The organism is Mesorhizobium sp. P3_B5, assembly GCF_056402815.1.
The window spans coordinates 325,626-339,586 of the sequence record NZ_JBFUGR010000006.1 but is presented as its reverse complement, the minus strand read 5'-3'; the positions used below and the strand labels follow the sequence as shown (position 1 = coordinate 339,586).

The 13,961-nt window shown below is 62.6% G+C and carries 10 protein-coding genes; all 10 read left to right on the top strand.

Features of this window, described 5'->3' with window-relative positions; all coding sequences use genetic code 11:
* Nucleotides 1-111 precede the first annotated feature (111 nt).
* The 10 genes from AC1DVW_RS18245 (at nt 112) to AC1DVW_RS18200 (ending at nt 13,939) form a co-directional block, all read left to right on the top strand.
* On the top strand, nt 112-2,601 hold the full coding sequence (locus AC1DVW_RS18245; RefSeq protein ID WP_477324840.1) for a mechanosensitive ion channel family protein: 2,490 nt from the start codon (nt 112-114) through the stop codon (nt 2,599-2,601).
* 272 nt (nt 2,602-2,873) lie between these two features.
* A complete protein-coding gene (locus tag AC1DVW_RS18240; RefSeq protein ID WP_477324838.1) occupies nt 2,874-3,137 on the top strand; it encodes a hypothetical protein in 264 nt (87 codons plus the stop codon).
* 202 nt (nt 3,138-3,339) lie between these two features.
* Nucleotides 3,340-4,773, top strand: coding sequence for a UbiA family prenyltransferase (locus tag AC1DVW_RS18235; RefSeq protein WP_477324836.1), 1,434 nt, complete (start codon nt 3,340-3,342; stop codon nt 4,771-4,773).
* Between the two features lie 2 nt (nt 4,774-4,775).
* The gene (locus tag AC1DVW_RS18230; protein ID WP_477324834.1) at nt 4,776-6,125 is read left to right on the top strand and encodes an FAD-binding oxidoreductase; all 1,350 of its coding nucleotides are present in this window, start codon (nt 4,776-4,778) and stop codon (nt 6,123-6,125) included.
* A 122-nt stretch (nt 6,126-6,247) separates the two neighbouring features.
* Nucleotides 6,248-6,682 carry an EamA family transporter gene (locus tag AC1DVW_RS18225; protein ID WP_477247743.1) on the top strand — a complete coding sequence of 145 codons (435 nt, stop codon included), beginning with the start codon at nt 6,248-6,250 and terminating at the stop codon, nt 6,680-6,682.
* Nucleotides 6,679-7,686, top strand: coding sequence for an NAD-dependent epimerase/dehydratase family protein (locus AC1DVW_RS18220; protein ID WP_477247745.1), 1,008 nt, complete (start codon nt 6,679-6,681; stop codon nt 7,684-7,686). Before AC1DVW_RS18225 ends, AC1DVW_RS18220 begins: the two co-directional genes overlap by 4 nt.
* Nucleotides 7,687-7,791: 105 nt before the next feature.
* Entirely contained in the window at nt 7,792-9,222 is a 1,431-nt protein-coding gene (locus AC1DVW_RS18215) for an aspartate aminotransferase family protein (protein ID WP_477324977.1), read from the top strand.
* Nucleotides 9,223-9,230: 8 nt separating this feature from the next.
* Nucleotides 9,231-10,466 carry a hypothetical protein gene (locus AC1DVW_RS18210; RefSeq protein WP_477324832.1) on the top strand — a complete coding sequence of 412 codons (1,236 nt, stop codon included), beginning with the start codon at nt 9,231-9,233 and terminating at the stop codon, nt 10,464-10,466.
* Entirely contained in the window at nt 10,463-11,221 is a 759-nt protein-coding gene (locus tag AC1DVW_RS18205; RefSeq protein WP_477324830.1) for an FkbM family methyltransferase, read from the top strand. Before AC1DVW_RS18210 ends, AC1DVW_RS18205 begins: the two co-directional genes overlap by 4 nt.
* A gap of 156 nt (nt 11,222-11,377) precedes the next feature.
* Nucleotides 11,378-13,939, top strand: a complete 2,562-nt coding sequence (locus AC1DVW_RS18200; RefSeq protein ID WP_477324828.1) for a GcvT family protein — start codon at nt 11,378-11,380, stop codon at nt 13,937-13,939.
* Nucleotides 13,940-13,961 lie beyond the last annotated feature (22 nt).

Below are 13,961 nucleotides of genomic sequence, written 5' to 3'. Positions count from 1 at the left end.
CCGACTCCCAAAAGACGGCCAGGCCGCGACGGCTTGCCCCATGGTGGCGGCGTCTTTATCAAGGGCGGGTCCTAGAACAGGCCTTTGCCGTCCGCGAGTCGCCAACCGATCATGCTCTTTCGATTGCTCCGCCTGATCCTGATCCTTGCGCTGGTTGTCTCGGCGCCGCCTTCGTTCGACGCGATGGCGCAGGCGCTCGGCCAGGGTGCCGCCGGGCTGATCACCGACCAGCAGAAGGTCATCCAGGGCCTGACGGCCAAGACCGACGATCTCGAGAAGAAAATACAGCAAAGTGTCGAGGACGATGCAGCACTTGTGGATATCCGCCTGCAGCTGGAGGATTTGTCGCGCGCTGCGCTGAACAGTGCGCTGGCCTTCCGCTCGCGTGTCGGCGACATCAATGCCCGGATCGAGATGCTGGGTCCGGCGCCGGCTGCCGGCCAGCCGCAAGAGCCCGATATCGTTACCGGCGAGCGTCAGGCTCTGGCCTCCGAAAAAGCCGAAATCAACGCTGTCGTCGCCAGCGCGCAGAACCTGTCGATCCGCATCAACGGCCTGATCGACAAGATCGGCAACATGCGCAGCGACCTTTTCCGCAATGTGCTCACCAAGCGCTACGTGCTGTCCGATGCGCTGAGCCCACAGGTCTTTTCCGACGCGCATGATGAATACGCGAACTTTTACAGGGCAGTCTCATCCTGGCTGACCTTCGCCTTCAAATTCAAGTTCCAGGCGATGCTCGCGGCGACCTTCATGGCGCTTGCGCTCGCCGCGGTGCTGCTGGTCGGCGGCCGGCGTCTGTTCGGACGTGTGTTCGAAGCGGACGCTTCCGTGGAGGAACCATCCTATCTCAGCCGATTGTCGGTGGCGTTCTGGTCGACCCTGCTGCCGACACTGGCGGTCGGCGTCTTCCTCGCTTCGACGGTTTTCCTGTTCAACTATTACAATGTCCTGCGCGGCGATATCGGCGTCTTCCTCAATGCGCTGGCTGCGGTCATCGCGGTGGTGTTCTGCGTCAACCGGCTGACCAATGCGGCGCTCGAACCGCGGCTGCCGAACTGGCGCCTGATACAGGTCGAGACGGGTCCGGCACGCTGGCTGGTGCGGCTGGCCACCGCGATGGCGGTGGTCATCGGCGTCAACAATTTCCTCGCGGTGGTCAACGACAAGATGGGTTCGCCGCTGTCGCTGACCATCGCCAGAAGCTTTGTCGCCACCATCATCGTCGGCGTCATCCTCATCCTGATGGCGTTGCTGAAACCGTACAAGGCGGCCGACGGGACCTGGCGGCCGTGGCCGGCGTGGCTGCGCCTCACCTCCATTGCGCTCGGCCTTTTCACCATCGCGGCGGCGCTGTTCGGCTATATCGGGCTGGCGATTTTCGTTTCGCTGCAGGTTGTGGTCACCGGCACCATCCTGGTCACCGCCTATATCGGCTTCCTGTCGGCACGAGAGATCGGCGAAGAGGGTGGCTTCGCCGACACGTCGATCGGGCGCTGGCTGTCGACCACTGCGAGCTATGAGGAGACCGCGCTCGACCAGCTTGGCCTGGTCGTCAGCGTCGCCATCAACGTCATGATCGTGCTGGTGTTCCTGCCGCTGATCCTGTTGATGTGGGGGTTCCAGCCCGGCGACATCCAGGCCTGGGGCTACAAGCTGGCGACGGGCCTGACCATCGGCTCGGTGACCATCTCGGTCACCGGCATCCTCACTGGCATCATCGTCTTCGTCATCGGCTATTTCCTGACGCGCTGGTTCCAGGGCTGGCTCGACGGCTCGGTGATGGCGCGCGGCCGTGTCGACACCGGTGTGCGCAACTCGATCCGGCTGGCGGTCGGCTATGCCGGCGTCGCACTGGCCGGGCTCGTCGGCATCTCGGCGGCCGGCATCGACCTGTCCAGCCTGGCGCTCGTTGCCGGCGCCCTTTCGCTGGGTATCGGCTTTGGCCTGCAGAACGTCGTCTCCAACTTCGTCTCGGGCCTGATCCTGCTGGCCGAACGGCCATTCAAGGTTGGTGACTGGATCGTTGCCGGCGACATCACCGGCACGGTCAAGAAGATCAGTGTGCGCGCCACCGAGGTCGAGACGTTCCAGCGGCAATCGGTGATCCTGCCCAACTCGAATCTGATCAACAACGCTGTCGGCAACTGGACGCACCGCAACAAGCTCGGCCGCATCGATATCAAGGTCAATGTCGCCTATGGCAGCGACGTGAAGCGGGTGCATGCCATCCTGCTCGAGATCGCGCGCGGCCATGCGCTGGTGCTGAAGAACCCGGAACCCTTCGTGCTGTTCGCCAATTTCGGGCCGGCAGCACTCGAGTTCGAGATCCGCGTGTTCCTCGCCGATGTGCTGAACGGCAATATCGTGCAGAACGACGTCCGCTTTGCCATTCTCGATGCTTTCAGCGGCGAGCATATCGAGATTCCGTCGACGCCGCGCGCGGTCGTCGAGGTCAAGAAGACCGCGGCATGGCCGATAGACGACGAACAGGCCGAGGTCGAATTCGCCGAGCGAGAGCAGGCGGAGGCTGAAGCAGCGGCCGAGAAGAAACGCCTGGCCAAGACAGGCCGCAAGACCCGCAAGCCCGATCCGGACTAGGAGATTCAGGTGATGCCGGCCTGCGAACGGCGGTTTCCTGCGCTTCCGGTGCTCACGTACCCAAAAGTACGCTCCGCTCCGGTTCGCGGAACCCACCATTCTCGGCTCGGCCTGACCTGAATCTCAGCCTGGCTTTTGCGGCGAAGACCAATTGCGGCATGAATGCGGCATTCAGTTGCGGTTCAGCTTCCATCTCATATAAGCTCCCATGCAAAGGGCGAGAATGCCTTGCGAAATGCAACAAGAGGCGGTGGAAACACCGATACTGCAAAATGTGGAAGTCGCTCGTCGTCGCCATCGCTTTTGCTGCAGCGAGTGGTTCGGCCTTCGCCGCCAGCGCGGTCAACAAGGATGCCGAAACGCGCACGCTGATCGTGACGGAAGGCGGTGGCAAGACGGAGTTGGCGCTGGCCGCCGGCGAAACCGTGGAATTCTGCCCGAATGGCTGTTTCGTCACCTTGCCCAATGGTGACCTCGAGGCCCTGACCGGCTCGGAGACAGTCGAGATCTCGGGCGGCGTCGCTCGCATCAAGTAAAGCTGGCGGTTTGATTTTTCGAAGGCCGGGCATTGCCCGGCCTTTTATTGTTTCTGGTAACGCTTGCTTAACAATGACGCCGGAAATACAGCAGCGCCTGCTGCCTGCAACCGGACGTTTTAACGTTCGCTACGCCGTTCCCCGCTATACGGTGCGAATACGCCGAAACACGGCACGACGGATTCAGGCAAGGCAGCACGAAATGGACGCGCGGTCGGACAGGAACGCAATTCCACTTGCGGTCGATCTCGACGGCACGCTGATCGCGACGGACCTTCTGTGGGAAGGCCTGTTCATCCTCATCAAGAAGAATCCGCTCTATATTTTCCTGGTGCCGTTCTGGCTGGCCAGCGGGCCGGCGCGGCTGAAGCAGGCCATCGCCGACCGCATCGACATCGATCCGGCTTCGCTGCCTTATCGCGAGGTGCTGCTCGACCGCATGCGCACCGAACATGGCGAAGGCCGCAAGATCGTGCTGGCCACCGGCACGCCGCGTAAATTCGCGGAGGCGATCGCCGCACATCTCAAGATATTCGATCACGTCCTGGCGACCGACGGCCCCCACAACATGACCTCGGGCCGCAAGCGCGCCGCACTTGTCGCAGCCTATGGCGATGGCGGCTTCGACTATGCCGGCAACAGCCGGCACGACCTCAAGGTCTTCGACGCCGCGCGCAGCGCAATCGTTGTGGCGCCCGACCGCCATGCGGCGCGCTGGCAGGCGGCACACGACGCTGAAATGGTGCCGGTGCCGAAGCCGACCTTGAGGACTTTCGTCAAGATGCTGCGCGTGCATCAATGGCTGAAGAACTCGCTGATCGCGGTGCCGATGGTGTTGTCGCACGAGTACTTCAACGCCAACATGATCTGGCAATGCCTGCTGGCGTTCGTGTCCTTCAGCGCCGTGGCTTCCGCCATCTACATCCTCAACGATTTCTTTGATCTCGCACTCGACCGCAAACATCCGACCAAGCGCAACCGGCCTTTCGCCAGCGGCGCATTGTCGATCCCGTTCGGCCTTGGCTCGATGGCAGCGTTGCTGGCCATCGGCATCGCTGCAGGGCTCTTGCTACCGATCGAATTCCTTGGCGTGCTCGGTGGCTACATGCTCGTCACCACGGCTTATTCACTGTCGCTCAAGCGTATGCTTTTGGGCGACGTGCTGACGCTGGCCGGACTCTACACGATCCGTGTGCTGGCCGGTGCGGCGGCCACCGGTGTCGAAGTCTCCTTCTGGCTGTTGGCCTTCTCGATCTTCTTCTTCCTGTCGCTGGCGCTGGTGAAGCGCTATGTCGAGTTGCGCACCACCGCCATCCCGGCCGGTGAGCGCATTGCCGGTCGCGGCTACCGCACCGAAGATCAGGAGATTGTCGCCCAGGCCGGCATGGCCTCGGCCTTTTCCTCGGCCCTGGTGCTGGCGCTCTATATGGACAGCATGGCCGTGCGCGAACTCTACCCGCATCCCTGGCTTGTGTGGCCGCTGGCGCCGATCGTGCTTTATCTCACCATGCGCGTCTGGATCCTCGCCCGCCGCGATGAGTTGCATGACGATCCGGTGGTCTTCATCATCCGCGACTGGCGCAGCCAGATCGTCGTGCTTATCGGCGCATTGCTGCTGGTTGCCGGGGGCTGGTAGGCATGGCCGAACGGTTCCAGAGTTTTGGTCTCGCCACCCCACCGGCGCCGCGCACCATCCCTGCGGATGACGCCATCGCGCTGATGAAGAGCGGCAAGGCAAAAAAGAACGCGTTGCTCGCCTATGGCAATGGCCGTTCCTATGGCGATTCCTGCCAGAATGAAGCCGGGACGATCGTCGACATGCGGCCGCTGAACCGCATTCTCGCCTTCAATGCCGAGACCGGTCTTCTCGAAGCGGAAGCCGGTGTGCTTTTGTCCGACATCATTGCCCATGCCGCACCCCTCGGTTTTTTCCCGGCGGTCGTGCCTGGCACGCAGTTCGTGACGCTTGGCGGCGCCATCGCCAACGATGTGCATGGCAAGAACCATCACCGGCGCGGCACCTTCGGCTGCCATGTCGAGTCCTTCACGCTGCTGCGCTCGGACGGGCGGACCTATCATTGCTCGGCCACGGACAATGCCCACCTGTTCAAGGCGACGATCGGCGGCATGGGGCTCACCGGCCTGATCCTGTCGGCGTCGATCCGGCTGATGCGGGTGCACTCGCTCGACATCGTCGAGAAGGCGACGCCGTTTCGCGATCTCGGCGAATTCTTCGCGCTGGCCGAAGCCGCCGACCAGGCCAATGAATATGCGGTTGCCTGGATCGACCAGCTTGCCGGGGGCCACGGCCGTGGGCGCGGCCTGCTGTTCACCGGCAACCATGCCGAGCATGGTTCGCATACGGCCGCACGTACCGGCGGACGTCTCTCGGTGCCGTTCCAGCCGCCGTTCAATGTGCTCAACCGGCCGTTCCTGACCGCGTTCAACGCTGCCTACCGGTGGAAGAAGGGACGCTCGTCGGTGCCGCGCCGTGTCGGCTACCAGGGCTTTTTCTTTCCGCTCGACGGCGTTGGCGACTGGAACCGGCTCTATGGGCCCAAGGGCCTCTTCCAGCACCAGAGCGTGGTGCCGGAACAAGCAGCATACCGGGCCGTGCCGGCGCTGCTCGAGGCGGCGAGACGGGCCGGGCAGGGGTCGTTCCTGACGGTGCTGAAGCGTTTTGGCGCGATCCCTTCGCCGGCGCTGCTGTCGTTCCCGCGGCCGGGATACACGCTGACGCTGGATTTCCCCAATCGCGGCGAGACGACGCTACAGCTGCTGAACGAACTTGACCGCATCACGGTCGAGGCCGGTGGCGCGGTCAACCCCTACAAGGATGCGCGCATGGGCGCCGCCACCTTCGCCGCGTCCTTTCCGGATTGGCAGCAACTGGAGGCGCTGCGCGACCCCGCTCTGCTGTCGGATTTCTGGGCGCGGACGGCGCAAAAATTGGACGTGCGGCGCGGAACCGTCCAGGCGGCGGAATAGGTAAAATTTGAGTAATTCGTGGTGAATGAATCGTCAATGCCAGGGTTTACTCAAAACGTTGTTGTGACTTCACGAAATCTTTGCAGGTCTGTAGTAGGACCGCTGCAGGGCGGGTGCAAAACATGAAATACATCGTCTTCATTCTGTTCACAGTCATGACCAATGCTGCCGCGCAGCTGATGCTGAAGCAAGGCATGATGTCGCTCGGGCCGATTTCGTTCGAGGGCGTCAATCCTCTGGTCAAGCTGTTGCAGATCGTCTTCAGCCCGTGGGTCTTTCTTGGTCTCTGCACCTTCGTCATCTCGATGGCCTCGCACCTTTATGTGCTGTCCAAGGTCGAGCTCTCCTTTGCCTACCCGTTCCTCAGCCTCGCCTATGTCGCCGTAGCGATCTTCGCCTATTTCCTTTTCCGCGAGGACCTCAATGCCTGGCGCATCTCCGGTATTGCCTTCATCTGCGTCGGCACCGTGCTGATCGCCCAGAGTGGGCGCGGTCATGAAGAGGAAACGGCTTCCCTTTCGCCCGACAAGATCCACACCAGCGAGACCGTTCGATGAGACATGTGATTTTCGGCGGCGACGGTTTCGTCGGCCGCCACCTTGCCCCGAAACTTGTGGCCGATGGCGAAGAGGTCGTCGTCGCCGATATCGTCAAGAGCGACCTGCCGCACTACCGCTCGGTCCGCTTTGTCACCTGCGACGTCACCGATCCAGCTTCGGTCGCGTCGGTAGGGCTGAAGGCCGACGACATGGTCTACAATTTGTCGGCGAAAATGCTGTCGCCGATCCAGGTGCGGACAAAACGCCACGACTTCTTCTTTCCGGTGAATTTCCACGGCACCGAGCACATCATGCAGGCGATGGACAAGGCCGGCGCGCCGAAGCTGGTCCACTACACGACCGACATGATCTACGGCCATACGGTGACGCAGCCGATGACCGAGGAGCATCCGGTGGCGCCGCTTGGCGAGTATGGCTGGTCGAAGCAGAAGACAGAGGAACTGGCGGCAGAATGGCGCAAGCGCGGCATGTCGATCTCGCTGTTTCGGCCGCGCCTGATCATCGGTCCCGGCCGCCTCGGCATCCTGGAAAAGCTGTTCAAGCTGATCGACTGGAATTTTCCGGTGCCGATGATCGGCTCCGGCAGGAATCCCTATCAGTTCATCTCTGTTTTCGATTGTGCGGAAGCTGCCCGCGCGGCCTGGAAGGCTGGCGTGCCGAACGAAGCCTACAATCTCGGCTCGCTCAATCCGCCGCCGGTGAAGAAATTGCTTGGCGACCTGATCAAGCATGCCGGGTCGAAATCGCTGCTGATCCCAACGCCGGGCTGGGCGGTCAAGCGCACACTTGACCTGCTCGACCTCATGAACATGCCGATCATGGATCCGGAGCAGTATCTGATCGCCGACGAGGAGTGCGTGCTCGACGTGTCCAAGGCCGAGCGTCAGCTCGGCTGGGTGCCGCAATACCGCGACGAGGACATGCTGATCGCCGCCTACAGCGAGTACCGCGCCAAGAAGGCCGGTCACGCCGTCGCCACCAAACATGTGCCTGCCGAATAGCCGGCTCGCCGAACAGATTTCGTTGCGCACGATCCTTGTCATGCGCGCAGACAGGAGATTGAGATGACCGTCATGGCCAAGCCCGAGCAGACGAACACGCGTACCATGGTCAGCCCGCCGGCGCTGTCGCCCGCCAGCATCGCCAAACCCGACCTGATCAGCGTCGAGCAGGCGAAGGCGATGGACGTTGCGCGGATGACCGACCTGTTCAAGGCGCATCTCAATCCGGGCCAGCTGCATTTCATGAAGCTGCTCGGCTTCCACAAGATCAAGATCGAACGTGCCGAAGGCATGTTCTACATCGACCAGAACGGCCGCAAGATTCTCGATTTCTTTGGTGGCTTCGGTTCCTTGGCCTTTGGCCACAACCATCCGCGCATTCTCGAGGCGCGCCGCAAGTTCCAGGAGGAAAAGCGCCAGGAGATCGCCATCGCCTTCATGTCGCAATATGCGGCGGCGCTGGCGCACAACATCGCCAAATGCTCGCCCGGCGATCTCGACATGGTGTTTCTGGGCTCGTCCGGGTCGGAAGCGATGGAAGCGGCGGTGAAACTCGCCGAGCGCGCCGCCGGCCCGAAGCGGCCGAAAATCGTCTATGCCGAGAATTCCTTTCACGGCAAGACCAAGGGCGTGCTGGGCATCACCGACGGCCAGCTCTACCGCGCCGACTTCAAGATGGCGGAAAATACGGTTCGCATTCCCTTTGCCGATATCGAAGCGGTCGAGCGTCTGTTCCGCTCCGATCCGGAGGTTGGCGTCATCGTGCTCGAAACCATCCAGGGCGGCGGCGGCATCATCCAGGCGCCCGCCGAATACTGGCAGAAGCTGCGCGCGCTGTGCGACCAGTATGGCGTGCTGTGGGTCGCCGATGAAGTGCAGTGCGGCTATGGCCGCTCCGGCCGCTTCTACGCTTTCGAGCACTATGGCGTTGTCCCCGATGTGACGGCTCTGGCCAAGTCGCTCGGTGCCGGCAAGGCGGCGGTCGGTGCCATGATCGCCCGGCGCGAGGTCTATATGAAGGCCTATGGCACGCCGAAGACGGCGATGATCCATGCCATGGCGACCTTCGGCGGCATGGGCGAGGCCTGCATCACCGCAATCGAAGGCCTCAACGTGCTCTATGACGAGGGGTTGATCGACAACGCCGCGGCGACTGGCGACTATCTGCTGCAGCGCCTGCAGGCGCTGAAGGAAAAATACCCGAAGATCATCAAGGACGTGCGCGGCAAGGGCTTCATGGTCGGGCTGGAGTTCCACGACTTCTCGCAGACATTGCCGATGGTGCTGCGGCCGATCGTCAGCGTGCTCGACGACAAGCTGAAGGGTTCGCTGTCCGGCTTCGTCGGTGCGCTGCTGTTGCGCGATTATGACGTGCTGGTCGCCTTCACCGAATATAACCGCAACGTCATTCGCCTCGAACCGCCGCTGATCTGCCAGCGCGAGCACGTCGACCGCTTCGTCGACGCGTTCGACAGCCTGCTGTCGCGCGGCATCGTGTCGATCGTGAAGGACTTCGTCAAAAGCCAGGTTCGCTGAGCACAACGATGCTGACCAGGTCGCCCGCTTCGAACACTCGGCTCGACCGGCTAGCCGCGGCCGGTCTGGCATGGGGCGAGGGGACCTATGGGCGCCTGGCGGCGCCGATCGGTGCGGCAGCCTTCGCGCTCTACATCCTTCTGACGGCGGCGACGGCCTGGTTCATGCCCGACGCCAATTGGGACATGCTTCCCTATCTGGCCGTCGCGGAGGAAGGCACCTATCCCGATGCGCAGGCTTTGCATGACTACGCCTACGGCACGGTCAAATCAGGTGTGTCGGCCGGCGACTACAAGACGCTGACCGACGATGGCGGCGGTTTCCGCAGCCATATGGCTGAAAATGCCGCCGACTTCCATTCGCTGCTCGGCATGTACCGGATCAAGTTCCTTTATGCCGAGATCCTGTCGACGATGAGTTCGGCGATGTTGCCGGTCGAGGCGATGCGGCTGGTGTCGGTGGTCTCGGTGCTGCTGTTTGGCGCGATCGCGCTGCTCTGGCTGCGGTCTCAAAGGGCGCTGGCGCTGGCGCCGGTCGTCGGCGCGGTGCTGATCATGGCCGATTTCGGCGAAGCGGCGCGGGCCTCGACGCCGGATCTCTTGTGCTCGGCGCTGTTTCTCGGCGGGCTGTTTGCCTATGTGCGCGGCCGTGATGCGGCGACGGCGCTCCTGCTCTTCCTCGCCTTCATGGCGCGGCCCGACAACATCGTCTTCCTCACCATCTTCGCCGTGCTGCTGGTCATTTTTCGTGAGAAGGCGTGGGGCGCGCTGGCCGGCTTTGCCGTCTCGTTCGTCGCCTACTTCGCCATCTCGCACTGGGCCCAGCATCCCGGCTGGTGGCCGCATCTGTGGTTCTCCAGCATCGAGCAGCACTACAATATGGACGGTTTCGATCCGCCGTTTTCGGCTGTCGCTTATCTCAAGGCATTCGCCGCCTCGCTGGTTCGCGCCATCTCCTTGAACAGCTGGGTCGGCGTCTCGGTGCTGGCATTGGCCGGATGGTATTCATTGAGCCGCGCCGGCTTCAAGCTCGACCGCCGCGCCGGCATCCTGCTGGCCGCACTGGTGCTTGGCGTGCTGGCGAAATTCACCGTCTTTCCGATCCACGACAGCCGCATCTATTTTCCCAATCTGATCCCGCCGTTCCTGCTGCTCGCCGGCCCGATGATGGCGCTGTGGGCGTCGGCAAGCGTCAATGGGCGACGCCCCATCGCCCCGCACGTCATATCTGGAGATAAGCCATGAGTTCCATTTCCAGCCTGGCGCGCATTGCCCTGTCGCTCGGTCTTCCCACCGGCGTTCTCGACCGTGGCCCATCGCTGCACGGCACCAAATTCCTGGCCAAGGCGGCGCTGAAGGCGCGCCTCAGTGGGGCTAGGCGACCGTTTCAGATGGTCAATGTCGGCGCCTGCGACGGCGCATTGTTCGACGACGTGACGCCGTGGCTGCACCGCATTCCGCGCGCCCGCGCCGTGCTGGTCGAGCCGATCCCCTACAATCAGAAGCGGCTGCGCGCCAACTATCCTGATGCCGAGCGTTTCGTCATCGAGCCGGTGGCGGTAACCAAGACCAAGGGCACGATCACCGTCCACACCTTCGATGCCGCTGCACTCGAGGCCGGCACGCTGCCTATCGAGTTCATCGGCTGCTCGTCGGTCACCGACACCAATCTGATGTCTGGCAAGAATGCCTGGGGCGAGGCCGACGCCAATTTCAACAAGTTCGCGCCGCACCTGAGGGATATCGAGGTGCCGTCGGAGACCTTGCAGACGCTGCTCGACCGCAACGGCATCACCTACATCGACGCCTTCCTCGTCGATTGCGAAGGCGCAGACTGGATCGTCTTCGAACAGCTCGACCTCAAGCGCTATCGTCCGGGCATGATCAAGGTCGAGGTCGGCGCGCTGCCGGCGGCCGAAATCGGCCAGGTCGTGGTCAAGCTGAAGACATCAGGCTACCAGGTCGGTTTCCAGGCCGAGGACGTCTGGGCGTTCGCCTGAGCAATACTCGCCTCTGACGACCAGTCGGCGTACTGGGTCGCGCCGCACCAGCGACGTGTCGCAAACAGGCGGTAGCTCCATCCGCGTCCTCTGCATATTGTGCGCCATTCGAACGGGCGCAGGCGCGCCCGCTTTATCGCTTTGGAGTCGCGGGCAATGGCAGAGTTTCCGAAAAAGGCGAAGGTCGTCATCGTCGGCCTTGGCGGTATAGTCGGCGCATCGATCGCCCATCACCTGATCGAACGCGGCTGGGACGACATTGTCGGCATCGACAAATCAGGCATCCCGACCGATATCGGCTCGACCGCGCATGCCTCCGACTTCTGCTACACCACCAGCCACGATTTCCTGTCCTGCTGGACGACGCTCTACTCGATCGATTTCTACGAGAAGATGGGCCACTACGCCCGCATCGGCGGCCTCGAAGTGGCGCGCGTTGGCGATGACAGCCGCATGGAAGAAATCAAGCGCAAGATCGCCTCGGCCAAGGCTTTTGGCACGCGCGCCCGCCTGATCGAACCTGCCGAGATCAAGGAGAAATTTCCGCTCATCGAAGAAGCGATGGTGCAGGGTGGCCTGTGGGACCCCGATGCCGGCCTCGTCATTCCACGCTCGCAGACAGTCGCCGGCAAGCTGGTCGACCAGGCGGAAGTTTCGGGCAAGTTGAAATCATTCGCCAACACGCCGGCCAAATCCCTCATCGTCGAGGAGGGCCGCATCAGGGGCGTGGTCACCGACCGCGGCACGATCATGGCCGACTATGTCATCGTCTGCGCCGGCATTTGGGGCCGGCTGATCGCGGAAATGGTCGGCGAGGACCTGCCGGTGATGCCGATCGACCATCCGCTGACCTTCTTCGGCCCCTACAATGAGTTCGCCGGCACCGGCAAGGAGATCGGCTGGCCGCTGCTGCGTGACCAGGGCAACTCGGCCTATATGCGCGACACCGGCGACCCCAAGACCGCCGAGGGCGGCCAGATCGAATGGGGCTATTACGAGGAAAACAATCCGCGCCTTTGCCATCCGCGCGATCTGCTCGAAAAGCATGAAGCGCGGCTGTCGCCGTCGCAGCGCGATCTCGACATGGAGCAGATTCTGGCGCCGCTCGAGCGCGCCATGGAACTGACGCCGATCCTGGGCGAACTCGGCTACAATGAAAGCCATTCCTTCAACGGCCTGCTGCAGGTGACTGCGGATGGTGGCCCGTCAATGGGCGAAAGCCAGAAGGTCAGGGGTCTCTGGTATGCCGTCGCCATCTGGGTCAAGGACGGCCCCGGCATGGGCAAGCTGATCGCCGACTGGATGACGGACGGCCGGACCGAGATCGACCACCACGCCATCGACTATGCGCGCTTCTATCCGCACCAGACGAAAGAGCAGTTCATCTGGGACCGCTGCACCGAGACGGCGATGAAGGTCTACAATCCGGCGGTGCATCCGCGCGAACCCTTCTCCAAGGGCCGCAACATCCAGCGCTCGCCGTTCTGGGAGCGCGAGAAGGAACTTGGCGGTTACTTCATGGAGTTGGGCGGCTGGGAACGCGCGCACGGCTATGCCGCCAACGAGCATCTCTTGGAGAAGTACGGCAACCGGGTGCCGGTGCGTGCAAACGAGTGGGACAATCGCCATTTCTGGCGCGTCTCCAACGCCGAACACCTCGCCATGAGCGAGGATTGCGGCATCGTCAACCTGTCGCATTTCGCCATGTACGACATTGAAGGCCCGGACCATGTCGCGCTGCTGGAATGGCTGTGCGCGGCCAAGATCGGCGGCGACAACAACATCGGCAAGGGCATCTACACCCACTTCCTCGACGAGGAAGGCATGGTGCGCGCCGACTTTACCGTCATCCGCATGGCTGACCGCTGCCGTTTGATCGACGGCGCCGACGCCGGCCCGCGCGACTTCCAGTACATGCGCCGCACGGCGCAGGACAAAGGCTTTGATGTCACCATCACAGACGTGACCGAGAAGTATGTGACCGTCGGCATCTGGGGCCCGAATGCGCGGGCGACCTTGCAAAAGGTGGTCGAGAACCCGGACGGGCTGTCGCTCGAGAACTTCCCTTTCGCGGCAATCAAGCCGGTCCGGATCGGCGGCAAGGACGTCACCGCGTTCCGCATCTCCTATGTCGGCGAGCAGGGCTGGGAACTGCATATGCGCTACGAGGACGGTCTCGCCGTCTGGGACGCGCTGCGTTCCACCGGCGTCATGCCGTTCGGCGTCGAGACCTATGCCAACACCCGGCGCATGGAAAAGAGCCTGCGCCTGCAGAACGCCGACCTCTTGACCGAGTACAATCTGCTGGAAGCCGATCTCGCGCGTCCTAAGGTCAAGGAGAACGATTTCTGCGGCAAGGCGAAGCACGTGGAATACCGCGCCCGCGAGCACCAGCCGGCCATGTTGTGCACGCTGGTGATGACCGAGAACGTCGATGCAAAGGGCGTCGCCCGCTATCCCGTCGGCATCATGCCGGTGATGGACCCTAAGACGGGCGAAACGCTGGTCGACGAACTCGGCCGCCGGTCGTTCACGACGTCGATGGCCTACGGTCCGACCATTGGCAAGAACATCGGTCTCGCCTATCTGCCATGGGCCTATGCCCAGGAGGGCCGCAAGCTGAACATCGAGTATTTCGGCGAGACCTATCCGGTGGAAGTGGCCGCCGTCGGCTACAAGCCGCTCTACGACCCGGAGAACCTCAAGCCGAGGAGTTGATTGCCGGTAGGCGGCTGACCTG